Origin of the sequence: Peribacillus muralis (genome assembly GCF_001439925.1) — a bacterium.
In the GTDB taxonomy this organism is placed as follows: domain Bacteria; phylum Bacillota; class Bacilli; order Bacillales; family DSM-1321; genus Peribacillus; species Peribacillus muralis.
Genome location: NZ_LMBV01000006.1, coordinates 109,342 through 133,689 on the forward strand (window position 1 = coordinate 109,342; position 24,348 = coordinate 133,689).

At 41.8% G+C, this 24,348-nt stretch carries 27 protein-coding genes; all 27 read right to left on the minus strand.

All coding sequences use genetic code 11. From position 1 onward, the window contains the following. Window positions 1–23: 23 nt before the first annotated feature. Window positions 24–821, minus strand: coding sequence for a phosphatidate cytidylyltransferase (locus ASU00_RS10330; RefSeq protein WP_057913508.1), 798 nt, complete (start codon window positions 819–821; stop codon window positions 24–26). Between the two features lie 25 nt (window positions 822–846). After that, window positions 847–1,620: an isoprenyl transferase gene (locus tag ASU00_RS10335; protein ID WP_057913385.1), complete on the minus strand. Its 774-nt coding sequence runs from the start codon at window positions 1,618–1,620 to the stop codon at window positions 847–849. 393 nt (window positions 1,621–2,013) lie between these two features. Next, entirely contained in the window at window positions 2,014–2,571 is a 558-nt protein-coding gene (gene frr, locus ASU00_RS10340) for a ribosome recycling factor (RefSeq protein WP_057913386.1), read from the minus strand. A gap of 3 nt (window positions 2,572–2,574) precedes the next feature. After that, a complete protein-coding gene (gene pyrH, locus ASU00_RS10345) occupies window positions 2,575–3,297 on the minus strand; it encodes a UMP kinase (protein WP_057913387.1) in 723 nt (240 codons plus the stop codon). Between the two features lie 115 nt (window positions 3,298–3,412). Then, window positions 3,413–4,297, minus strand: a complete 885-nt coding sequence (tsf, locus tag ASU00_RS10350; protein WP_057913388.1) for a translation elongation factor Ts — start codon at window positions 4,295–4,297, stop codon at window positions 3,413–3,415. A 300-nt stretch (window positions 4,298–4,597) separates the two neighbouring features. Next, window positions 4,598–5,311, minus strand: coding sequence for a 30S ribosomal protein S2 (gene rpsB, locus ASU00_RS10355; RefSeq protein WP_057913389.1), 714 nt, complete (start codon window positions 5,309–5,311; stop codon window positions 4,598–4,600). A gap of 152 nt (window positions 5,312–5,463) precedes the next feature. Continuing rightward, window positions 5,464–6,099 carry a hypothetical protein gene (locus ASU00_RS25675; protein ID WP_057913390.1) on the minus strand — a complete coding sequence of 212 codons (636 nt, stop codon included), beginning with the start codon at window positions 6,097–6,099 and terminating at the stop codon, window positions 5,464–5,466. A gap of 259 nt (window positions 6,100–6,358) precedes the next feature. Next, window positions 6,359–7,114, minus strand: a complete 756-nt coding sequence (locus ASU00_RS10365) for a FliA/WhiG family RNA polymerase sigma factor (protein WP_057913391.1) — start codon at window positions 7,112–7,114, stop codon at window positions 6,359–6,361. A gap of 124 nt (window positions 7,115–7,238) precedes the next feature. Next, window positions 7,239–7,742 (minus strand): chemotaxis protein CheD, encoded by a 504-nt coding sequence (locus ASU00_RS10370; RefSeq protein ID WP_057913392.1) that lies wholly within the window; start codon window positions 7,740–7,742, stop codon window positions 7,239–7,241. Further along, window positions 7,735–8,373 carry a chemotaxis protein CheC gene (locus ASU00_RS10375; RefSeq protein WP_057913393.1) on the minus strand — a complete coding sequence of 213 codons (639 nt, stop codon included), beginning with the start codon at window positions 8,371–8,373 and terminating at the stop codon, window positions 7,735–7,737. Before ASU00_RS10375 ends, ASU00_RS10370 begins: the two co-directional genes overlap by 8 nt. A 4-nt stretch (window positions 8,374–8,377) precedes the next feature. Continuing rightward, window positions 8,378–8,833: a chemotaxis protein CheW gene (locus tag ASU00_RS10380; protein WP_057913394.1), complete on the minus strand. Its 456-nt coding sequence runs from the start codon at window positions 8,831–8,833 to the stop codon at window positions 8,378–8,380. 111 nt (window positions 8,834–8,944) lie between these two features. After that, entirely contained in the window at window positions 8,945–10,993 is a 2,049-nt protein-coding gene (locus ASU00_RS10385; protein ID WP_057913395.1) for a chemotaxis protein CheA, read from the minus strand. Window positions 10,994–11,013: 20 nt separating this feature from the next. Further along, window positions 11,014–12,111, minus strand: coding sequence for a protein-glutamate methylesterase/protein-glutamine glutaminase (locus tag ASU00_RS10390; RefSeq protein WP_057913396.1), 1,098 nt, complete (start codon window positions 12,109–12,111; stop codon window positions 11,014–11,016). Window positions 12,112–12,121: 10 nt separating this feature from the next. Beyond that, window positions 12,122–12,988 (minus strand): MinD/ParA family protein, encoded by an 867-nt coding sequence (locus ASU00_RS10395; RefSeq protein WP_057913397.1) that lies wholly within the window; start codon window positions 12,986–12,988, stop codon window positions 12,122–12,124. Continuing rightward, window positions 12,972–14,102 (minus strand): flagellar biosynthesis protein FlhF, encoded by a 1,131-nt coding sequence (gene flhF, locus ASU00_RS10400; protein ID WP_057913398.1) that lies wholly within the window; start codon window positions 14,100–14,102, stop codon window positions 12,972–12,974. Before flhF ends, ASU00_RS10395 begins: the two co-directional genes overlap by 17 nt. Next, complete coding sequence (flhA, locus tag ASU00_RS10405; protein WP_057913399.1) at window positions 14,099–16,135, minus strand: flagellar biosynthesis protein FlhA; 2,037 nt, start codon at window positions 16,133–16,135, stop codon at window positions 14,099–14,101. The genes flhF and flhA overlap by 4 nt, the downstream gene beginning before the upstream one ends. A 38-nt stretch (window positions 16,136–16,173) precedes the next feature. Beyond that, window positions 16,174–17,256: a flagellar biosynthesis protein FlhB gene (gene flhB / locus ASU00_RS10410; protein WP_236712699.1), complete on the minus strand. Its 1,083-nt coding sequence runs from the start codon at window positions 17,254–17,256 to the stop codon at window positions 16,174–16,176. Window positions 17,257–17,258: 2 nt separating this feature from the next. Then, window positions 17,259–18,035 carry a flagellar biosynthetic protein FliR gene (gene fliR / locus ASU00_RS10415; protein ID WP_057913401.1) on the minus strand — a complete coding sequence of 259 codons (777 nt, stop codon included), beginning with the start codon at window positions 18,033–18,035 and terminating at the stop codon, window positions 17,259–17,261. A gap of 3 nt (window positions 18,036–18,038) precedes the next feature. Then, complete coding sequence (gene fliQ, locus ASU00_RS10420) at window positions 18,039–18,308, minus strand: flagellar biosynthesis protein FliQ (protein WP_057913402.1); 270 nt, start codon at window positions 18,306–18,308, stop codon at window positions 18,039–18,041. Between the two features lie 12 nt (window positions 18,309–18,320). Continuing rightward, window positions 18,321–18,986, minus strand: coding sequence for a flagellar type III secretion system pore protein FliP (gene fliP / locus ASU00_RS10425; protein WP_057913403.1), 666 nt, complete (start codon window positions 18,984–18,986; stop codon window positions 18,321–18,323). Next, the gene (locus ASU00_RS10430) at window positions 18,983–19,639 is read right to left on the minus strand and encodes a flagellar biosynthetic protein FliO (protein ID WP_057913404.1); all 657 of its coding nucleotides are present in this window, start codon (window positions 19,637–19,639) and stop codon (window positions 18,983–18,985) included. Before ASU00_RS10430 ends, fliP begins: the two co-directional genes overlap by 4 nt. 15 nt (window positions 19,640–19,654) lie before the next feature. Beyond that, entirely contained in the window at window positions 19,655–20,017 is a 363-nt protein-coding gene (locus ASU00_RS10435) for a response regulator (protein ID WP_057913405.1), read from the minus strand. A gap of 17 nt (window positions 20,018–20,034) precedes the next feature. Beyond that, window positions 20,035–21,249 carry a flagellar motor switch phosphatase FliY gene (fliY, locus tag ASU00_RS10440; RefSeq protein WP_057913406.1) on the minus strand — a complete coding sequence of 405 codons (1,215 nt, stop codon included), beginning with the start codon at window positions 21,247–21,249 and terminating at the stop codon, window positions 20,035–20,037. Further along, complete coding sequence (gene fliM / locus ASU00_RS10445; RefSeq protein ID WP_057913407.1) at window positions 21,239–22,237, minus strand: flagellar motor switch protein FliM; 999 nt, start codon at window positions 22,235–22,237, stop codon at window positions 21,239–21,241. Before fliM ends, fliY begins: the two co-directional genes overlap by 11 nt. 52 nt (window positions 22,238–22,289) lie before the next feature. Beyond that, on the minus strand, window positions 22,290–22,718 hold the full coding sequence (fliL, locus tag ASU00_RS10450; RefSeq protein WP_057913408.1) for a flagellar basal body-associated protein FliL: 429 nt from the start codon (window positions 22,716–22,718) through the stop codon (window positions 22,290–22,292). Beyond that, complete coding sequence (locus tag ASU00_RS10455; protein ID WP_057913509.1) at window positions 22,715–22,930, minus strand: flagellar FlbD family protein; 216 nt, start codon at window positions 22,928–22,930, stop codon at window positions 22,715–22,717. Before ASU00_RS10455 ends, fliL begins: the two co-directional genes overlap by 4 nt. Before the next feature lie 49 nt (window positions 22,931–22,979). Next, window positions 22,980–24,245 carry a flagellar hook protein FlgE gene (locus ASU00_RS10460; RefSeq protein WP_057913510.1) on the minus strand — a complete coding sequence of 422 codons (1,266 nt, stop codon included), beginning with the start codon at window positions 24,243–24,245 and terminating at the stop codon, window positions 22,980–22,982. Window positions 24,246–24,348: the final 103 nt, after the last annotated feature.

Genomic DNA, 24,348 nt, shown 5'->3' on the forward strand with positions numbered 1-24,348 from the left:
CCTAACGCTTGCCTATATTTATATTATAAAACATGCAATAAATGCAAAATCGGTAAAATGAATATTACACTATCAAGCCTGTCCAATATTCCGCCATGTCCCGGAAGAAGCTTTCCTGAATCCTTAACCCCATAATGGCGTTTATATGCCGATTGGACAAGGTCCCCCAATTGGCCAAATACCCCAATGATCAAGGATATCAATAATAGTTGAATTAACGTGTAATCCAGACTGGAGAATGCATAAAAGAGCACACCGACTATCATCGCTGATAATACCCCGCCGATGAATCCTTCGACCGTCTTATTCGGACTTATTTCTGGCCATAACTTTCTTTTGCCTATGGCCTTACCAATGAAGTAAGCTCCAGAATCCGTTGCCCAGATCGTAAATAGAGTGAGCAAAATATAAATCAGGCCCAAGTCTACTGAGTCACGTGTTTCGAATAGGTAGTAGAAGCCAATACCCAAGTATAGGATAGAAATCACTAAAAATCCGGCATCATCGAAAGTAAATCGGTTTTTTGAAATGACGGTATACAATAATAACAGCAAAACCCCGATTAAAAAGACTTGTACCTTATCATAATGAATGTCCGTTAAAAAAGAGGTATATTGTTCAGGCAATAAAAGCACCCATAATAGCATGTGTGAGAGAATAGCTTCAAACGAAAACACACTCAGCTTTTTCATTTTCATCAGTTCATACAAACCGATGGAAGCCATAAGATAAACCGTCAATAAAAAGGGAATCTCCCCTAAAATAACTAGTGGAATGAAGATAGCGGCAATTACGACCGCAGTAATAATTCGTTGTTTCATTATTCCAATTTCCTCGCCTTCTACATTAAACGCCACCGAATCTTCGTGAACGCTTTTGATACTCCTCGACCGCTTGCAGTAAATGCTCCTCACTAAAGTCCGGCCAGAGCACCTCTGTAAACCATAACTCAGTGTAAGCAGCCTGCCATAGCATAAAATTACTTAAACGGATTTCACCGCTTGTGCGGATCAGTAAATCAGGATCTGACAAATGCTGGGTCATCAAGTAACCGGAAAGCATTTTCTCAGATACATCTTCCTTTATTATACCATTCTTAGCATCTTGAATAATGCTATTCACCGCGGAGACAATCTCTCCCCGGCTTCCATAGTTCAAAGCGAAATTCAGGATCATCCCATCATTCCCCTTTGTCTCTTCCATCGCACGTTTAACGGCGTTTTGAGTGTGCGACGGAAGTAGTGACGTGTCGCCAATGGTTTGCACCCTTACATTTTCAGAAATGAGCTCCGGCAAAAAGGTCCCGAGAAATTCCTGGGGAAGCTTCATCAAAAAGTCGACTTCACTTTTCGGACGTTTCCAGTTTTCCGTCGAAAACGCATAGACGGTCAGAGTCTTGACCCCTAATTTATTGGCAACTTTCGTAATTTTACGAACGGTTTTCATTCCTTCATGATGCCCCGCCACCCGCGGCATTGCCCGCTTTTTCGCCCAGCGGCCATTTCCATCCATTATAATGGCGATATGCTGAGGAACATCGAACTGCTTAATATGCTGAATCCTATTTGTTACATCGGAAGAAGCATCTTTTTTAACGAAACGCTTCCATAGTGAATACATACGTTAGTCCCCCATCAGGTTGTACTTATCTCTCTACAAAGGCAAAATTTTCGTGCGCTATGTACATCATGCTTTATTAAAAAGAATCTATATTATAATATCAAAAAAAAACTGGTTCTCATATTATTATTATGAAAATTATTTCTTCATTAGAAGCGAGAAAGGGAGTAATCATGTCATATTTTTTTCCAGTACCGGTTGTGATATCTGTTAAAAATGCAAAAAAAGGGCCACCTCCAACATCCTCATGCAACATCCTAACTCAAAGAGTACACATTATCGGAGAAACCTTATTATAACAGTTTTCTCTTTTAAGCACACCTATATGTTAGAACCAAGACATGATCAGTAAGGATTAGGCCCTCTTTATTCCATCAATTCTTTTGGTGGAAATTATACTTCCAAAATTTCTTTTTCTTTATCTTTCGTAATTTCATCGACTTTCGTAATGTTGGCATCCGTCATTTTTTGAATGTCATCCGCATAGCCGCGTAAATCATCTTCCGTGATTTCACCATTTTTTTCAAGCTTCTTCAAGTCATCATTAGCATCGCGACGTACGTTACGTACAGCGATTTTCGCTTCTTCCGCTTCTTTCTTGACTACTTTCACAAGCTCTTTTCTGCGTTCTTCCGTTAACGCTGGAATGGCTATCCTGATGATCGATCCATCATTTGAAGGATTTAAGCCTAGGTCTGATTTCAAAATCGCTTTTTCAATCTCACCTAAAACCGTTTTATCATAAGGTTGAATCACTAATAGTCTTGCTTCCGGAACAGAAATGCCTGCCACCTGGTTAACTGGTGTTTGAGCGCCATAATAATCAATCGAAAGTCTATCAAGCAATGAGGCATTTGCCCTGCCGGCACGGATGCTGGCTAATTCGCGTGTGTACGCGCCAATGGCTTTTTCCATTTTCGTTTTCGCATTTGAAATAACTTGTTTCGGCATCTTTTATTTCCCCCTTACTATAGTTCCAAGCGTTTCGCCTAAAACGGCCCGTTTTATATTGCCTTTTTCCATGATTGAGAAGACAATCAATGGAATATCATTGTCCATGCATAGTGAGGACGCAGTCGAATCCATTACTTCCAAGCCCTCTTTAATCACATCAAGATAGGAAAGCTCGTCATATTTCACTGCATTTTTGTCCTTAACAGGATCAGCATTGTATACCCCATCCACATTATTCTTCGCCATCAGGATGACATCAGCTTCAATTTCAGCAGCACGCAGAGCAGCAGTCGTATCCGTAGAGAAATAAGGATTCCCTGTACCAGCAGCAAAAATCACGACTCTCTTTTTCTCCAGATGCCTGATAGCCCGTCGTCTAATGTAAGGTTCTGCAACCTGTCTCATTTCAATAGAAGTCTGCACGCGTGTTTCAATTCCTAGTTGATCGAGGCTGTCTTGTAAAGCCAAAGAGTTCATGACTGTCGCAAGCATTCCCATATAATCGGCATTGGCACGATCCATGCCCATTTCGCTGCCTATCTTCCCGCGCCAAATGTTTCCGCCGCCTACAACAACTGCCACTTCCACATCAAGCTCTGCCACTTCTTTAACTTGTTCAGCAATGGATTTAATTACAGCAGGATTAATTCCAAATCCTTCTTCACCGGCTAATGCTTCTCCACTGAGTTTTAATACAACACGTTTATATTTAGCGTTACTCATGACACCCTCCAACTATGTAATCTTATTCGGTTGTTCATCATGCTTCCATCAACATAATGCCAAAAAGTTTCAAAAAATAGGGAACACCAAAGTGTTCCCTATTTTTATTTAGCAGTTAGTCTTTTTTAACTTGGTTCATTACTTCTTCAGCAAAGTTTTCTTGACGTTTTTCAAGGCCTTCCCCTACTTCGTAACGAACGAATGATAGGATTTTTCCGCCTTTTGATTCAACGAATTGTCCAACTTTTTGGTCAGGGTTCTTAACGAAGGCTTGTTCGTTCACACAGATTTCTTCGTAGAATTTGTTGATGCGTCCTTCAACCATTTTTGCAACGATTTTTTCTGGTTTGCCTTCATTTAGTGCTTGTTGTGTAAGAACTTCGCGCTCGCGATCTAATTCACTAGCATCGACTTGGTCACGAGAGATATATTTCGGGTTAATCGCAGCGATATGCATGGAAACGCCTTTAGCTGCTTCTTCGTCAGTTGTGCCTTCAAGAACGGATAGTACACTGATACGTCCACCCATGTGAAGGTATGCACCAAATGCATCGCTATCTGTTTTTGTAACAACTTGGAAACGGCGAAGAGTTAATTTTTCCCCGATTTTAGCAACTGCAGCATTGATATGATCTGCTACTTTCGCTCCGTTTTCCATTGTTTGCTCCAATGCTACTTCTACGCTTTCAGGTTTGTTAGCAAGAAGGAATGCTGCCAATTCTTTAACAAGAGCTTGGAAGCCTTCGTTTTTAGCAACGAAATCAGTTTCTGAGTTCACTTCAAGAATTACCGCTTGGTTTCCTTCTACAACGATTGAAGTTAAACCTTCAGCAGCAATACGGTCGCCTTTGTTGGCAGCTTTTGCAATTCCTTTTTCACGTAGGAAATCGATCGCTTTTTCCATATCGCCTTCCGTTTGTACAAGCGCCTTTTTACAATCCATCATGCCGGCACCAGTTTTTTCACGCAATTCTTTAACTAATTGTGCAGTGATTGCCATAATATATATCCTCCTCAAATTAAATGCAGTTTATTCAATCCTTACCCATTTTTGCCAGAAAATACTGTTATTATCAAAGAAAATAACGAAACTCGGCAGAATAGCTGAACATTCCTCCATAATAGCCTGCCTTATCGACAAAACCAAACGGTCGAAAGTCCATTTCCTTAAAAATCAGCCTGCCCTTTTCAACATTGGCGTGGTGATTTATGTATGCTTATTTAGTGCAAAAAAAAGGGATAAAAGGCATTATCCTCTTATCACCTTTTTCTGACTGAATAGGCAACCTTTTTTTGCTTATTAAGCAGTTGTCGTTTCAGTTGCTGTTTCTTCACCTTGTTTAGCTTCTAAGATAGCATCTGCCATTTTACCTGTTAATAATTTAACAGCACGGATTGCATCGTCATTCGCAGGAATAACTACATCGATTTCATCCGGATCACAGTTTGTATCTACGATACCTACAAGTGGAATGTGTAATTTGTGTGCTTCCGCAACAGCGATACGCTCTTTGCGAGGGTCGATAACGAAGATCGCATCTGGAAGAGTCTTCATATCTTTAATACCGCCCAAGAATTTCTCTAAGCGATCCCATTCTTTTTTAAGTTGGATAACTTCTTTTTTAGGAAGTACTTCGAAAGTTCCGTTTGCTTCCATTTTTTCGATATCTTTAAGACGAGCAATACGTTTTTGGATTGTTTCAAAGTTTGTTAAAGTTCCACCTAACCAACGTTGGTTTACATAGTACATACCAGAACGGATAGCTTCTTCTTTAACAGATTCTTGAGCTTGTTTTTTAGTACCTACGAAAAGAACAGTACCACCGTTAGCAGCTAGTTCTTTCACGAAGTTATAAGCTTCTTCAACCTTTTTAACTGTTTTTTGAAGGTCGATGATGTAGATGCCGTTACGCTCAGTGAAGATATATTTCTTCATTTTTGGGTTCCAGCGACGTGTTTGGTGTCCGAAATGCACACCAGCTTCAAGCAATTGTTTCATAGAAATGACTGACATTTTAGTTCCTCCTAAATGGTTTTGTTTTTCCTCCGCACCGATCATTTTCATGCAGAAACTGTCGAAACAGCACCAGCTGCAAGAATCACGGGGCGTGTGTATTAACACCATTTCATAATATATCATAATGACTCATCACAATCAAGAAATTTTTATCTATTCTTGCGAAACTTAAGTAATAGTTCTATTTCCGTTTTACCTCGGCCTAGTTTTTTGGCGATTTCTTCTAACGAATGTCCTTGATCCACCAATGCATCCACTTGTTCATTCAGTGATGGTTCCTGCAACGAGGACTTTACTAAATCAGCAAATTCGTTTCCAGCCTGCTTTTCTTTATTGGTTGGCCGAAGGCCTCCCGACGAAAGCTCGATTTTGTCTTCGACATTTAGCGGCAAGATTTTATCCTCGTGTTCTGCATGGATGTTTTTGTAGGAGTCGATAGCCTGCCTTGTGGCGGCGGCACGACTTTCCACTTTATGCTCGAGGAGCTTATCTTGGTCTAGCTTGACTTCATTCTCTTCGCTCGGTTCTTTCGCTTGCCCGAACCGGTCTTTTGTCAGATGATGGTTATTCTTGGCAGACGACTCGGTGAACGCCTTGATTAATGCTTCGTTATCTTCCTTCATTTCCATCAAGTAACCAGACAAAAGCTGCTCCATTTCAATTATGGTGGCTTTTTGATCTTTTTCCAACTGATCTAGACGGTTTTGGCGAAGATATAAAATGATGATGGCAAAAATGGAGCATATATTTAATATAAATAACAGAAACATAAAAAGCACTAACATGTTGCCTCCTAATTAGCTGCATTTCCTTAATCCGGATGGAAATCTTTTGGTTCACTTTTGATTTTTTTAGCGGTTCGCCCTCCTTCTGACAAAAAGGCGTCCGGCGAGCGAACTGGAAAGAACAAGCTGAAATGGATTTTTCAGTGTGTATCATCATTTGTTTCACTACGTTCAGTTCGAACATTCTTTGATTTTGTAACAGTCATTGATCGCGGCGCGGCATCCGATCCCTCCCACCAACCGCAAATGACGTATGATATCATCGCTCTTGCATCACGTTTCTTAATTTGTAAATCGCTTTTGAGTGGATCTGGGAAATCCGCGAGGTGGATAAACTCATCACTTGTCCGATTTCGGTTAAAGTTAATTCTTCTTTATAAAAGAGCTGTAAAACCAATTGTTCTTTTTCATTAAGTGTTTCTATGACTTTAGCTAATTCCACATATAGTTCTTCCCGCAACACATGTTCCTCTGGCAAATCGGCTTTTTCATCCTTAATATGAAAGTTCTTGCTATCTTTATCGTCCTGCTCTTGGTCATCCATGGATAGTACATTGGCAAAGAAATTCCCCTGTATCGCAGCATACACATCTTCTTCCGGTATATCCAATTCGACTGCAATTTCATTTGGGCTAAGGTTCCTCATGTACTTTTGCTCGAGCTTTTCTATTGCTGACTCAATTTTCTTGGCTTTATCCCTTGCACTCCGTGGAAGCCAATCCTCTTTTCTTAATCCATCTAATATAGCACCTCGAATTCTAAATGAAGCATATGTGTCGAACTTCAGGTCACGCTTCGTATCGAATCGTTCCAGGGCATCGAATAACCCCATCATCCCTAGACTCCTGATATCATCACGGCCCACATTTTTGGGGAGACTGACTGAAATGCGTTGAACATGATAGGAAACAAGAGGGATGTATTTCTTGACTAATATGTCCCCAGCTAGCGGATCTCTGCAATCAACCCAATTTTTCCAACATACCTGTTCTTCTTCGATGGTCAGATGAGACATTGGACATCCTCCTTACCTTGTATACATTTTGTGATCACGGACCGTAAGGCCGCTGATTCAACAATTATCCGACTGCAAGTATTCTTATGATTTTTGAATTTTTTTAACTAGCCCTAAGCCGCTACTAGATGTTTTTTGTTCCTTTATTGACGGTCCTTATATTCAATAAACAATCATCCAAATTGAATTGAATCGTTCTTCCGCTATTTCCTCCTACATCTTCCGAAATGATCTGAATGTGCAGTTCAGATAGCTCTTTCCTGACAGCATCCACATTTCTCGGCCCTATCCTCATTAAATCGCCTCCGGAGGCAAACTGAAACATTTGCGCCCCACCAGCCAGCTTCGCTTTTAAGAAGGGCATTCTTGCGCCTTCTTTTACTAAAAGATGCACTAATTCCTTTACAGCCGTATCCGCAAATTTAGCAACGTTGATCTGACCGGACTTTGCGAGTGAGGAGTCAGGCAACATGACGTGAGCCAAACCGGCAATTCCTTTTTTTTCGTCATAAATCACAACACCAACACAAGACCCCAACCCGGAAGTACGGATCGAATGGGGAGGTTTTATCATATTCATATCCGCAATACCGACCTTCACAACCTTACCCTTTAACAAATCAGTCATCCGGTGCCACTCCTAAAGCGGCAAAAATGATATCGAAAAATTCCGGGTCAGGCAATAAAAAGAAATGACCATCAATGGAATCGGCAACTAGTTGATCTTTTACAAGGACCGTATCAATGACTATCGCTGTGTCACTTTGCTGTGATAGTTCCAATAACCCATAACTGATGGTTGCCCCTACCATATCGATGCTCAGTGACGGGACGGAAGGATATAAATTCAGCCGTGTGAAATCAGCTAAAGAAGAAAGATAGGATCCGGATAAGATATTCCCCAATTCCTGTAGGCAGGAAAGGGCCAATTCGGCATGTGGTGTGCTATCTATCGAAAAGGTGGCATCACCGGCCATCTGCCGAATCAAATATTGGGCTAATGGAAGGGAAAGGATAAAAAACATACTCCCGGAGGCATCTCCTTCTATTCTAAGGAAAACGCTGGCAACGACGTGCTCGGCACCTCCTGCCATCTCCATCATTTCATCGAAGGAAACGATTCGGACATTGGGAACTTTCATATCGATTTTCCTATCAAGGATGGCCGAAAGCGATGTTGCTGCGTTCCCCGCTCCTATATTGCCAATTTCCTTCAAAATATCGAGTTGGAGATGACTGATTTTTTCAATGAATGACATACCATTATCCTTCTTTTAACATATTTTCGGACACTTCCAAATTCAAAGCATTTTCCAAATTGATTAACACGAGCAGCCGCTTTTCGATTTTCGCCACCCCGCTTATGTATTCAGAAGCCAACTGTCCAACAACCTCGGGCTGCGGCTCAATACTATTCAATGGAATATCCAAAACATCATTGGCAGAGTCGACAATCAACCCAACCTCCATACCATCAAGGATGACGATGATGATCCTCGTAGAATCATCGTACTCCACCTCTTCGAAGCCGAAGCGCACCCGCAAATCAATAATTGGCGTGATGACCCCTCTTAAATTTATTACTCCCTTAACGAAATGGGCTGCCTTCGGAACTCTCGTAATATGCAAAAGCTTTTCAATCCCGCTTACCTTATCAACTGGAATGGCATACTCTTTATCTTTAATTTTGAATACGATCACTTTCATTTCCTGCGACATTTATTCCCCTCCTCTATTAAAAAACTTAAACATGCTGGCGGAAGCTTGCCCCGATAAGCTGAAAGCGACTTGTCCCAGCCAGCATCACATTCCTCTACTTCGTTCCATCCACTAGGGAATCAAGGTATTGCAATCTATGATTAAAGCTACTTGACCATCGCCAAGAATCGTTGCTCCCGATATTGCAAAGGCACTTGTTAGATAATTGCCTAGTGATTTCAAGACCACCTCAAGCTGACCAATGAAGGAATCAACGACTAATCCTGCTAATTTTTCGCCCTTTCTTACAATGACCACAGAGAGGAACTCTTCCTCTTCCTGACTGGCCGGTACTTCAAAAATATCTTTCAAGAATAGAAGTGGAAGCACTTTGCCTCTGAAGTCTATTACTTGTTGATTATGGGCGCTCATGATATCTTCTTTTTTTACGATCGCGGTCTCTATGATGGAAGACAGCGGTATGGCATATTTTTCTTCTTGGATGGCAACCAGCATCACTGAAATTATCGACAATGTAAGTGGAAGCTGAATAAGGAATATCGATCCTTCGTCCTCTTTTGAATCGATCGTGACAGAGCCGCCCAGGGACTCGATTGTATTTTTCACTACATCCAGACCTACTCCTCGTCCTGATACATCCGAAATCGTTTCGGCTGTCGAGAAGCCAGAGGCGAATATCAATTCATAGATTTGCTTATCCGTTAGAGTGGCGGCCGTTTCCTTCGTAATAATTCCATTGGAAAGCGCCTTGTTCAAAACTCGTTCTTTATTAATGCCTGCCCCATCATCATCAATTTCAATGAATACATGATTTCCACTGTGATACGCTTTTAATTGAATTTCCCCTTCTTCGTTCTTCCCTTTCGCCAGACGTTCTTCAGGTGCTTCAATTCCGTGATCCATGGCGTTTCTCAATAAATGGACGAGTGGATCGCCAATTTCATCGATGACAGTGCGATCAAGCTCGGTCTCCGCTCCCGTAATTTCCAATTCAACTTTCTTGTTTAAATCCCTCGCTAGTTGACGGACCATTTTAGGAAAGCGATTGAATACCGTCTCCACAGGCACCATCCGCATATTCAATACAATTGTTTGTAAATCGCTTGTTATACGGGACATTCTCTCTACTGTTTCATGTAGCTCCTGATTATCCAAATCATTAGAAATTTGGTCCAGCCTGCCTCGATCGATCACTAGCTCCTCGAATAAATTCATTAGTATATCAAGCCGTTCAATGTTTACCCGTATCGTCTTGCTTGATGCAGGTTTAACGGACTGCTGTTTTTTCTTTTCTGTACTATCGCTTGGAAGCATGACATGTTCTGCCTCTATTCCCTTGTTAGCCAATTCAGCAATTTGATCCTCTTTAATGTTGACGGCATGTCTCACCCCTTCAAGATCAAGGGTATGTATTACGATGTTATCCACTTCAGAAACCTTCATGATTTTTTTCTGTATCTCTTCACTCGATTCCTTGGTAATCATCGTTACCGTGAATTGCTGATCGAACTGCTCTTCTTCCAACAGTTCAACAGGCGGATGGGATTTAATCACTTCACCTGATTTTTCTAGTACTTCAAAAACCATGAACACCCGAGCCGCTTTTAACAGACAGTCTGCACGTAATTCTATTGTAATTTCAAAGCTGTTGAATCCTTGCTCATTGGACTGCTGGAGCACTGTCCATTCGAATTCATCGTACTCCCGATCAGTCATTTCTTCCCTATCTAGAACGGCAGAAGTTGCCGCAACCTCTGCTGCAGAGGATGTGACCGGTGACTCCCCTTTTTCTATCACATCCAGCTGATGGACAACCTGCGATACATTTCTTTTTCCATCTCCACCTTCTGCAATCGACATGACCATCGCTTCTAAATCATCTACGGCTAAAAATATCACATCAAACACTTCAGGCGTCAGAATGATTTGACAGTTACGAATCGCATCCAAAACATTCTCCATTTTATGGGTTAAATTGGCCAAATCCTCATAGCCCATCGTGGCGGACATCCCTTTTAAAGTATGAGCGGAACGAAAAATTTCGTTAACGATCGAGAGGTCTTCCGGGTTCTTCTCAAGAACCAGAAGCTGTTCGCTTGCTGTTTGCAGATGTTCTTTACTTTCTTCTATAAATACCTCTAGATACTGATTCATATCCATGTATTCTCCACCTCCACGAGTTAGCAATAGCTCATTATCGATTTAGCTATTTTTTCTACATCCTCTATGCTATCTATTAAATTGGTATTGATTGCCGCTTTTGGCATACCAAAAACAATCGATGTCTCCTGAGATTCAGCTATCGCTTTTGTAATCCCCTTTTGTTTCAACCGCTTAAGCCCAATCGATCCATCCATTCCCATCCCGGTCATGATTACCGCTATCTTGGCAAATTCATTCATTGCACTTACAGATTCAAAGAGCACATCCACAGAAGGCCGGTGACCATTACGTAATTCCGATTGATCTAAATGGACCACCCAATTCATTCCGAATTTCCTCACTTTCAAGTGAAAACCTCCAGGAGCGATATAAGCTAAACCTTTCTGGATCAGTTCCCCCTCTTCGGCTTCCTTCACTTGAATTTTGCATAATGAGTTCAGACGTGCAGCCAACGAACTTGTAAAGCCGGGAGGCATATGCTGGACTACAAGAATGGGGGCATCAATATCGCCAGGGAGTCCTGTCAATACAGTCTGCAGAGCTCTAGGCCCTCCAGTTGAGGTACCAATGACAATGATTTTTTCGTTCCCATCGGACCATTTTTTTTCGTTTTTTCGTTTTTTACCCAATGTACCTATACCTATTTTACTACTTTTTTCACACAGAGATGGACTTCTTTCAAGGTTAATAGCCTTTTTCCGTAATTTATGAACATTTGTCCGGCTTGCTGCGATGACTTTTTCATGAAGCTCCTTCTTGATTTTATGTAAATCAAGCGAAATGGCACCTGAAGGTTTAGCTACAAAATCAAAGGCCCCACTGCTCATGGCAGCAAATGTATTATCCGTACCGACCTTCGTTGTACTAGATAACATGACTACGGGGATTGGACATTCATTCATGATCAGGTTCAAAGCTTGCAGTCCGTCCATAACCGGCATTTCCACATCCAAGGTCACGACATCGGGTTTCAACGCCTTGATTTTTTCTAACGCATCTTTTCCATTTCTCGCAGTCCCGATGACCTCAATCTCGCTCTCTTCCGCTAAAAACCCTGAAATTAACTTTCTCATGAACGCAGAATCATCCACTATCAATACTTTTACTTTATCCATATAAGAAGGCCTACTTTCCAAGAAAATATTTCTTCACGTTTCGAAGGAAATGGCTTTTGGGCAAAGTCAATCTTTCCCCAAATGAATGATTTGCATATCTTGTCGCAATGTCCATAATGGCTTTTGATACAGCGGCTTCAGCATTGAACAAGACAAAGGGAATTTGTTTAGAAACTGCCTTTGAAACGGTCCTATCGTCTGGTAAATAACCTAATCCAACCGTTTCGAAATCCAAAAATTTCAGGAAGGCATTTTGCAGCCGCTTAAGTGTTTCCTTGCCTTCCTTACTCGTGAAAACCCTATTGCAAACAAGGAAACACGGAATCTCTTTATTGATTGAATGAATATATTTCATTGCGGAGTAGGCATCCGTGATGGAAGTCGGCTCCGGGGTCGTAATAACGACTAATTCATCGACACATAATAGGAACTTCATTGAATCATGAGTAATGCCCGCACCCATATCAAATAATATATAATCGTAGTTTTTCATCAATGAACTGAATTCTTCATTAAAACGTGCATACTTCTCTTCATCAAGTGAAACCAGATTCATCAGGCCCGTTCCGCCAGTGATGATTGATATATCCCCTGGACCGACAGTGATGATTTCCTCCAGACTGCAACCATTTTCAAAGAAATCGATAATACTGTAGGGTGCGTGTCCCCCGATCAAAATATCTATATTGCCCATGCCGATATCCATGTCGAACAACAGTACCCTTTTTCCCCTTTTGGATAAGGAAATGGAAAAATTCAAAGAAAAATTTGATTTCCCCACACCGCCTTTGCCACTTAAAACGGCAATGGTTCTTGCCATTGTTTGATTTTGGCGTGCTTCCAATCTTCTTCGTAAGTTCTCAGCTTGATCTTTCATATTTTTTTGCCTCTAGAGCCATTTTCAATAGCTGAGATGGTGTAGCAATTTCGATATCATCCGGTACATCCTGTCCGTTCGTTATATAAGCGGCTCCTAATTTATGTGTGTGTATGAAATTAAAGATGGCACCGAAAGTGGAGGTTTCGTCCGCTTTAGTAAAGATGACCTGTTTTATCGGTATGGTTGCAAACTGCCGATAAATATCTTCCATATCTTTTTGCTTCGAGGTTAATGACAACACTAAATAAGTTTCCATCTCATCAGTAAAATGAATGAGATCATTTAGATCCTTGACATATTGAGGATTGCGGAAATTCCTCCCGGCTGTATCTATAAAAACATAATCATAATGGGAGAATCGTTCAGTCGCCCGCTTGAAATCCTCAAAATTGTAAGCCACTTCGATCGGAACGTTCAAAATCTTCGCATACGTCTTAAGCTGATCTATCGCGGCAATCCTGTACGTGTCAGTCGTAATGAATGCCACCTTTTTATCATGTTTCAGGATGGTTTCTGCAGCTACCTTAGCAAGAGTAGTTGTCTTGCCCACCCCTGTTGGTCCGACAATATTGATATACTTTTTCTGCAGACCAGGTTTGCCATTCTCAACCTTCCCCAAAATCGCCAGCATCGATTCTTCCAACCAGGCTTGTATCTCTTCAGCTGTCGAACGTTGCTTGAAAGCGAACCACTTTTCAAGTAATTCATCCATGATTTGTGACCGAAGTGACGGGTCGACTTCCTGCTCCGTTAAGTAATCATAAGGTTCCTGAAGATTTTCGGGATATTTTCTATCAGACGAATTGATTTGCATTCTCTTAATCAAGTCTTTCAAGCCTTCGATTTCTTTTAATAACTCGGCTCCTCCGGATTGATCGACATCAGGTACTTGACTTGCCTGTTGCGGGTCATGCTTTGTTACCGTTTGGAGAGGCGCGGAAACAGGGTCGATCGCGGCAATTACTTCAACTTTCCTTTTCTTGAATAAACCTAGGAAACCGCCTTTATATACAGCTTTTGAGCTTAAAATGACCGCCTCACTGCCTAGCTCCCCCCTAATTCGCTTCATTGCTTCGGTCATTGATGGGGCCAAATATTTCTTTACCTTCAATCGATATTCACCACCCCTACACTTTGTACTTCTACATTGGATTCGAGTTCATTATATGAAAGAACCGGCGCATTGGGAAAATAACGTTCAGTTAGTTGACGGACGTACATCCGTACTGCCGGGGAACAGAGCAAGATCGGTTGGTGATCCATTAATGTCAGCTCCTCCAATTTGGCAGCAGCTGCCTCCAATATGGATTGCGATATCGTTGGATCAAGTGATAAATAGTTACCATGTTCGGTCTGCTGAACACCATCAGCGATCGTTTTTTCCACTTTCCCCGATAAGGTTATCACTCTGATTATATTTTCATCGGTCATAAAGGAATTAGTTATTTGCCTTGCTAAATTCTGCCTCACATATTCGGTAAGTAAATCCGTGTCAGTTGAAAGCTTTCCATAATCAGCAAGTGTTTCAAAAATGATCGGTAAATTCCTGATTGAAACCTTTTCCTTCAATAACTTTGCCAACACTTTTTGCACATCACCTATCGACAAGGGGTTGGGTGTTACTTCCTCTACAAGGATCGGCGAAGATTCACGGAGGTGATCAATCAGTTGCTTCGTTTCCTGCCTGCCCAATAGCTCCTGAGCATTAGCCTTTATAACTTCCGTCAAGTGTGTGGAAACTACACTCGGAGGGTCCACTACTGTATATCCCATCATCTCGGCATGTTCTTTCATATCATCCGTGATCCATTTGGCCGGTAAGCCAAAGGAGGGTTCGATCGTATCGATCCCTTCGATCGAATCATCCTCCATCCCTGGGCTCATGGCCAAGTAATGATTTAGGAGCAATTCTCCCTTAGCCATGACACTTCCCTTAATCTTAAGCCGATACTCATTAGGGTTCAGCTGAATATTATCACGTATTCTGACGACAGGGATCACGAGCCCCAACTCGATGGCAAGCTGCCTGCGGATCATGACGACACGATCCAGCAGGTCTCCCCCTTGATTGGCATCTGCAAGAGGAATCAGTCCATATCCAAACTCAAACTCGATCGGATCAACACTTAACAGGTTAACGACACTTTCCGGACTTTTCATCTCATCGGTTTCCAGCACTTCTTCCATCTCCTGTATGTCACTTTCGTCCTGCTTTGGTATCCTTGAAATGGTATACCCGCCTACGACTAATAAAGCTGCAATCGGCAATGTGAATAAGTCCGAAATCGGGGTAAATAATCCTAGCAGGAATATGGTCGCTGCTGTCAGGTAAAGCATTTTAGGAAATTGAAACAACTGTTCGACAATATCCGATCCGAGGTTGCCATTCGAGGCTGCCCTTGTTACGACTATTCCCGTAGCTGTGGATATTAATAAGGCAGGCACCTGACTGACGATGCCATCGCCAACGGATAACATGGAAAAATGGGTGGCGGATTCCGCAAACCCCATGTCCAATTGCATAACGCCAATGATCATCCCAAAAATCAAGTTGATGATGACGATGATGATACCAGCAATGGCATCTCCTTTTACAAACTTGCTCGCACCATCCATGGAGCCATAAAAATCCGCTTCGTTACTTATTTTGTCCCTTCTGGCACGTGCTTCCGTTTCGGAAATCATCCCAGCATTCAAATCTGCATCAATGGCCATCTGTTTGCCTGGCATCGCATCGAGCGTAAACCTGGCAGCTACTTCGGAGACCCGTTCCGAGCCTTTCGTGATGACAATGAAATTGATGATGACCAAAATGATGAATACAACCAATCCTACAAGCACGTTACCTCCAACTACAAACGAACCAAAGGTTTCAACAACTCCGCCAGCATCACCATAGGTCAAAATGGCACGAGTCGTCGAAACATTCAACCCCAGCCTGAACAGTGTCAGTAAAAGGAGCAACGAAGGGAAGATCGAGAATTCGAGAGGTTCTTTCATATTCATCGTTGTCAATAGAACGAGCAGCGCAAGAGAGATATTTAAAAGGAGTAAAATACTTAACAACCATGTCGGTAAAGGAATGACCAACATGGCGACGATCATGATGACGCTCGATATAACAACTAAATCTCTTGCTCGCATGTTTTTCTCTCCTAACTAACGGGTTACCTGTTACTTCTTTACAGCTTACCTTTAGTTTTATATACAAAGGCGAGTATTTCAGCGACCGCCTTAAAGAACTCCTCGGGTATCGCCTGGCCCAATTCAGCCTGGTCATATAAGGACCTTGCCAAAGGGCGGTTTTCCACCATGATTACATCGTTTTCTTTCGCGATGAATTTAATTTTCTGAGCAACAAAATCTACGCCTTTTGCCACTACATATGGAGCCTCCGCTTGATCTTCATCATATTTTAATGCAATCGCAAAATGTGTCGGGTTAGTGATGACGACATCGGCATTCGCAATCTCCTGCATCATTCTTTGAGCAGCCATCTGCCTTTGCTTTTGTTTGATCTTTGATTTGATGAGCGGGTCCCCTTCGGAGTTTTTATATTCATCCTTAATATCCTGCTTGGACATTCGGATGTTTTTTTCAAAGTCATATTTTTGATACAAATAGTCCAATAGAGCAATGAACAATAACGCCACGGCAGCATATAACCCTACTTGGATCGTAATGTCCGCCAGCGTTGCCATCGCTTCTTCCACAGAAATCTGGGACAAGATCATAATCTCGTCCATACGCTGCCAAAGTACATAAAAGGCAACAAAACCAACAAAGGATATTTTAAGAATGGATTTCAATAATTCAACAATCGCCCTCATCGAAAAAATACGTTTAAAACCTTTAATCGGATCCAATTTTTCAAGTTTAAACTGTATGGATTCCGTTGAAAACAAAAATCCGATCTGCATGACATTAGCCAAAATGCCAGCCACTACCGACGCTGCAAAAACGGGTCCAAGGACTAGGCCCATTTCCTTCAATACTTCGATCATGATAATCTGGACAGTGCCTTCCGTAAAGCCTGACACGGTAAAATGTTGCAGATAATCTTTCATGAGAGCGACGAGATGGTTATACATATAAGGCCCCATAATCAATAGCACCGCAAATACAGCAATTAGATTAACGGATGTGTTAACATCCTGACTCTTTGCCACCTGCCCTTTTTTCTTCGAATCCTGACGTTTTTTTGGTGTCGCCTTTTCAGTCTTCTCACCTGCGAAGAACTGTAAATCCAGCTGAAATTTGTCCAATATCATATGCCTCCGATCAGCTGCATGAGATGACGCATCGTCACAAGCAGGAAATTGAAGAGTTGGGTGACAACCGTCATCATCATTCCCATCACAAAAACAATAACCGCTAAGCCCGCTATGATTTTGACTGGAATCCCGACAACGAATACGTTCAATTGGGGAACCGTCCTTGCAAGGATTCCTAGCGTGACATCCACTAAAAAAATGCTTCCCACCACTGGTATCGACATTTGAAAGGCAATCATGAACGCTTTGCCGAAAGCTTTAGCCAAGTATTCTATCAATCTATGATCTCCGAAGGGCACAAACAATTGATCGATTGGAATGAATTGATAGCTATAAAAGATTCCATCCAAAAGCAAATGATGGCCGTTAGTACTTAATAGGAATAACAAAGCGATGGTATAAAGGTATTGGCCCATCAACGGACTTTGAGCCCCAGTTTGGGGATCGATGACATTGGCTATTGAGAAGCCCATTTGAAAATCGATCAATCCCCCTGCTACCTGAACGGCCGATAAAATCATATAGGCAGCAAATCCAATGAATAGGCCTACAATCGCTTCCTTAATGACCAATAAATAAAAAGTTACATCCAATTCCAGGACGGGAGCATCAATGGTATAGTACATGATCCAGGCAAGGAAGATTCCTAGCCCTAAACGGTGCTGTACCGGTATTGAGCGATACGAAAAAATCGGCATTGCCACAAAAAATGTGGTGACCCTGACCACGATTAATAGAAAGGCAGGAAAGTGCGGAAATAGTTCTTCCATGCCCTACCCTACAAATCGATTCAGGTTACCAAAAATTTCATTTGCGTATGATAATAGGTGGCTCAGCATCCACGGAGCCAGCAAAATGAGTCCCAACAAAACAGCCACGATTTTCGGAACGAAAGCCAAGGTCTGTTCCTGAATCTGTGTAGTCGCCTGAAAAATGCTTACTAAAAGCCCTACAACAAGAGCTATCACCATCAATGGGCCAGCGATGATCAATACCATATAAATTCCTTTTTCTGCTACATCAATTACAAACTGTGCATTCATTTTTTCACCCGCTTAAAAACTCTGTAATAAAGACTTCACAACCAAATACCATCCATCGACTAGAATGAAAAGGAGAATCTTAAATGGCAGGGAAATCATGACTGGCGGCAGCATCATCATCCCCATCGACATTAAGACACTTGCTACGACCATATCGATAACCAAAAATGGAATGAAAATCATAAAGCCAATTTGAAAAGCTGTTTTGATTTCACTGATTGCAAATGCTGGTACAAATGCAGTCAAGGGAATGTCCTGTATCGTTTCCGGCTTTTCTACCTTGGCATAGTCCAAAAACAACGCCAAATCCTTTTGCCTTGTATGGGCACTCATGAATTCCTTAAAGGGTATCGAGGCCTGCACATATGCTTCTTCCAAATCTATTTCTTCATTAAATAATGGAGTTAGTGCTTTCTCATTCACTTCCTGAAATGTCGGAGCCATGATGAAGAATGTCATGAAAAGAGCCAGTCCGACCAGCACCTGATTTGGAGGCATCTGCTGTGTAGCTAATGATGTTCTCACAAAGCTCAATACAATGATGATTCTGGTGAAACAAGTCATCAAGATCAAGATGCTGGGAGCCAGCGATAACACGGTCATGAGCAGAACAAGCTTGACGGAAGTGGAAACATTAGTAGGATCGCTTGTTTTGAAAAACTCCATGAACTCATTCATTCATCGTCTCTCCCTTTCCTATCAAGCTCACTTAATAGCTTCTTCCTGCTGACAGACATTTGATCGAGCTGATTTTTAAACTCAGAAGAGAAACTGGCCGGCTCCGATTCACTTTTCTTCAACCACTTATTTTTCAGCTTCATTGCAAGGGCACCGGGCTGCAGCATTTGATCGAGCTTATTGTTATGGTCTTTCAGTAGCTGTTCATATTCCGAAGCATCATCGATTTCTTTCAGGAGTTGGATATTTTCGCCGACTCCGACGACCAATATTCGCCCACCGACTTTAACAAGCTGAACGGAACGATTCGAACCGAGGCTCGTACCGCCTAAATTCTCTACTGAATTTGCCCTTTGGTATGATTTGTTTTTTTTATTGATGAACTTTAACAATATATAAAGCAGGACCACTACAAAAATGGTTGCAAATATCATCCTGATAAATTCCCAAACGGTTATCCCGACCTTATCGGGATTAGACGCTTGATTTTTAGATTGCAAGTCTTTTGATTCAGCTTTATTCACTTTATCATTTGGCTGTTGATAGGCATCCTTCACTGTATTTCCAAGATCTTCCGCATGGCCCTGTATGGCCCCAGCGAAGAATACTGCTATCATCAATGAGACCTGAAGCCACTTTTTTATAAAAAACAATATGAAGACACCCTCTTAACTTAATGCTTTATTTATGGCTTCCAATACCCGGTCTGCCTGGAAGGGCTTCACGATGAAGTCCTTCGCTCCAGCCTGGATCGCATCGATGACCATGGCCTGTTGCCCCATTGCTGAACACATAATGACCTTGGCTTGAGGATTCACCTTTTTAATTTCCTTTAATGCTGTAATTCCATCCATCTCAGGCATGGTGATATCCATCGTTACAAGATCGGGATGTGTTTCTTTATATTTGTCCACTGCTTGTGCACCATCTGCTGCTTCGCCGACAATATCAAAACCATTTTTAGACAGGATGTCCTTAATCATCATTCTCATAAATGCTGCATCGTCCACAATTAAAATTCTATTCGCCATTATTTTCTCCCCCAAATTTATCTGATTTTATTTAATCGTTCACTTTGACTCATGATATCCGTAACCCGTACCCCAAAGTTTTCATCAATCACTACCACTTCACCTTTTGCTATCAATCGGCTGTTTACCAGGATATCGACTGGCTCTCCAGCCAATTTGTCCAATTCGATGATTGAACCGGATGACAGCTCCAAAATATCCTTGACAGAACGCTTTGTTCTCCCCAGCTCGACCGTTACTTGCAGCGGAATATCCATCAGCATGCTAAGGTTTTTTGATTCAGACTCTTGAAGCTGATAGGGCTGGAAAGTAGAGAAGCTCGCAGGCTGCACATTCACCGGAGGACCTGATGGTGCGGATGAAACACCAAAGTGTTGCGGCACATTCGGGCTTGGACTTGCCGAATGCGTTGGATAGCCGCCTTGCCCATATGCTTCATTTGGCGGCGGTTGATTCATTCCGCTGTTCTGAACACGTTCAAGCTCAGGTGATGGATTGTACATGACGGGATCATCAAGTTCTTTTTCGATTTTCATTTCAGGATCTTCGTTCGTTCCATTCAATAGTTCAGAAACTAGCCCTTTGGCGAACTCCAAAGGCAGCAGCTGCATGATGCTGGAATCAATTAACGTACCAACACGGAGACGAAACGAGATTTTCGCAAATAAGTCCTCATCTGGTATCGCATTCTCACCTTCGCCATTTAAAAAATCAAGTAAATCTATGCTAGGCGGTGAAATATCAACTTTTTTACTAAAAATGGTCGACATGGATGTCGCCGCGGAGCCCATCATTTGGTTCATCGCTTCCTGGACTGCACTCAACTGGATTTCCCCCAGCATGTCAGAAGGATTCACTCCATCACCGCCAAGCATTAAATCGGCGATAATAGCAGCATCGCTTTGTTTGATGACCAGCATATTAATGCCTGAAAAACCTTCCGTATATTGCACTTGTATCGCTACATACGGATGAGGAAATTCTTCTTCGATCTGGCCCCTTTCAATTAAGGTTACCGTCGGTGTTGTAATGTCCACTTTCTGATTCAGCAATGTGGATAATGCCGTTGCCGAACTTCCGAAAGAAATATTGCCAATTTCACCGAGAGTGTCCAGTTCCATCATCGTTAAATAATCATCTATTGAAAGAAGGCTCACCTCATCTTCTATGTCACTTGTACCTTTTAAAAGGGCATCTATCTCGTCTTGCGAAAGCATTTCATCACTTACCATCTTCGTCTCCCCCTTTCAAAATATCAAGAATCTGGATGGCGTGCTTCTTACCTACTTTTCCTGGCTGACCTCTATATTTAGGAATTCCTCCAACTTTAATCGTCAAAGGTTCCTCGATGGCCTTGTTTAAGTCGATGACATCACCAACATTCAACAACAAAAAATCCTCGATGGTGATATTTGTAGTACCAAGTTCTGAAACAATCGGAAGATCTGCATCTCTGATTCGTTTTTCTAAAATCATGATCTCCTCTGGAATTTTTTCCTTTTGGGAATTCTCCATCCAATAATGAGCAGATAGCTTCGGTATGATCGGCTCCAAGACGACATGAGGAATGCAAACGTTGATCATTCCGCTCGTTTCGCCAATTTGTGTATTCAAGGAAATGACCACTACCGTATCATTGGGCGAAACCAACTGAAGGAATTGCGGGTTCACCTCGAACTCCGTCATCATCGGTTCGATTTCAACAATGGATCCCCAAGCCTCCTGTAAATTCTCAAAAGCCTTTTCGAATAAATTCGACATGATCTTCGTTTCTATCTCCGTTAAACTATCCACTTTGTTGACGCTTATGCCCCGTCCCCCCAACACTCGATCCATCATCGAATAGGCGATATTCGGGTTGACCTCAAGAATGATGCGGCCATCCAAAGGTGGGACCTCAAACACATTCAGGATCGTCATTTTTGGGATGGAACGAATGAATTCTTCATACGGGAGTTGATCGGCAGAAGCAACGGATATTTGAACATACGTCCTTAATTGAGCCGAAAAATACGTGGTCAGCAGCCTTGCAAAGTTCTCATGTATCCTCGTCAAACTCCTGATTTGATCCTTTGAAAACCGCAGTGCCCTTTTGAAGTCATACACTTTCACTCTTTTTTCCAGTTCTTCTTTCTTTAAATCATCTGCATCCATTTCCCCTGTGGAAATCGCCGATAGCAAAGCATCGATTTCGTTTTGCGATAATATTTCCCCGGACATTAACACTCACCTCCAAAGCTTCCCCTTCTTATTTAATGAAGCAAGGATGTTCTTATTGAAGAATCGAGGAGGTTATATAAACCTTTTCAACTTTTCCTTCTTCCATTAATTCATTCATTTTTGTCTTTAATATATTTTGTAATTTTTCTTTACCTTTTTTACCGGTTAACTCTTCCGCTTTCATTTCGGACAGTTCGGTGATAATGATATTTTTCATCTGAAAACTTCTTTTTTCCAACTCTTCTTTTGCTTTTTTATTTTCAGTTTGGACCATAAATGAAATTTTGATATAATCATTGCCGTCAAGGTTCGTCGTGATTTCGGGTATTTCAACAGAAGATTCGACGATTTCGTCAATGCTAGGTTTTGTTTCCGCAGATGTGGGCTCAGATACCTTTGTCACAACCACTACCGCTATGACACCAACAAGTGTTATGGCTACAAGTATGATCAACATGATGGTCAAAAGATTTTTTTTCATGTCCCTTCCTCCACATCCTTCCTGAATCCGAGAATATTTACGGTACGATAAAATTGTATAATTGCTTTGACCAATTCAGCTTCCTTCTCAAGTACCACGATTTTCTTGCCATTTGTAAAAGTGATGGTCGTATCAGGCAATGATTCGACTGTGTCTATGTACAATGCATTGATATGAAAGCATTTTCCATTGAGTCTTGTGACTTTGATAATGATATTTAGGAACCAGAGCAAAAAGCTCCTGGCTCCTCCCTCCCTTAACCTATCTTTTTAAATTTACCAATTCCTGCAAAATTTCATCAGAGGTCGTGATGATCCTCGAATTCGACTGAAAACCGCGTTGGGCAACGATCATTTCCGTGAACTCTTCAGATAGATCGACATTGGACATTTCCAAGGAACCCGATGCAATCACGCCCCGTCCCTCACCGGGGATATTGATGTTTGCCGTACCTGAATTGATGGATTCCTGAAAAGTATTGCCACCGGTTTTCGTCAAGCCTGATGAGTTGGAGAACTTGGCAACAGCCAGCTGACCCAATGTAGTGATCAGACCGTTGGAATAAACGCCATTCACTTCCCCTGCCGAACCAATATTAAAGCTTTCCAGTTTTCCTTCTTTATTTCCATTCGGATTGACCAAAGCAGTTGTAGAGCCTTTCACTTGAGTGAGCTTGGAAAAATCAAAATCCAATTGAGCCCTTTGTACACTTTCATCAGCTGCTGTATTCGAGTCATCCTCTTTGCCACTTGTAATGTTAATCGTTTTGTTTGGCTGATTTTTGTCAGCGGCCACGAGCTGGCCATTCGCGTCGAAATTCAACGAAGTGAACGGTTTTGGTTTTGTGGCTGAAGTATCACCAAGCGGGGCAGGCTCTTCATCAAAAACGTTCCATTTATCACCACTTGTCTTTTGGAAATAAATAGTGGCCGTTTGTTCTTTTCCCATTCCAACAACCACTTTTATTTGTTGGCTAAATACGGAACCATCAATGGCATCTGCAGCAAGATTTTCACTTACCGAAATTTTCGTCGTACTTACTGCAGGTAAAATCGCATTGACATTAACAGCGACGTCTCCGATCGTTTTTGATCGTTTTCCGTTTTCATCAACCTTGTAAGCTTGTACCTTCAAACCATTCGAGTTAACAAGAGTTCCGTTATCATCCAAATAAAAGTTTCCCGCCCTTGTATAGGAAAGCGCATCCCCTTGCTTGACTACGAAATAGCCGTCCCCAGAAATCCCTAAGTCAAGATCGCGACCGGTCGTTTGTAAGCTTGATTGAGTATGGATGGTATCAATTGTAGCGATCGTGGAACCCAATCCGATTTGTTTCGAGTTAGTTCCACCCTTATTGGCTGTAGCTGCACTTGCACCTGATATCGTTTGATTCATTGCATCACTGAATGTCACCCGGCTTTTTTTGAAACCGTAAGTATTGACATTGGCAACATTATTGCCGATAACATCCAATTTTGTTTGTAGGTTTTTTAATCCGCTTATTCCCGAATACATTGAACGAAGCATGTAAAAGCTCCCCTTTCTTTTAGCGACTGCTTCCGTCATTCCACAGTCTAGGCCTCTTATACTAGTTACAGCCTAACAATCTAATATGATAGAACAATATTGT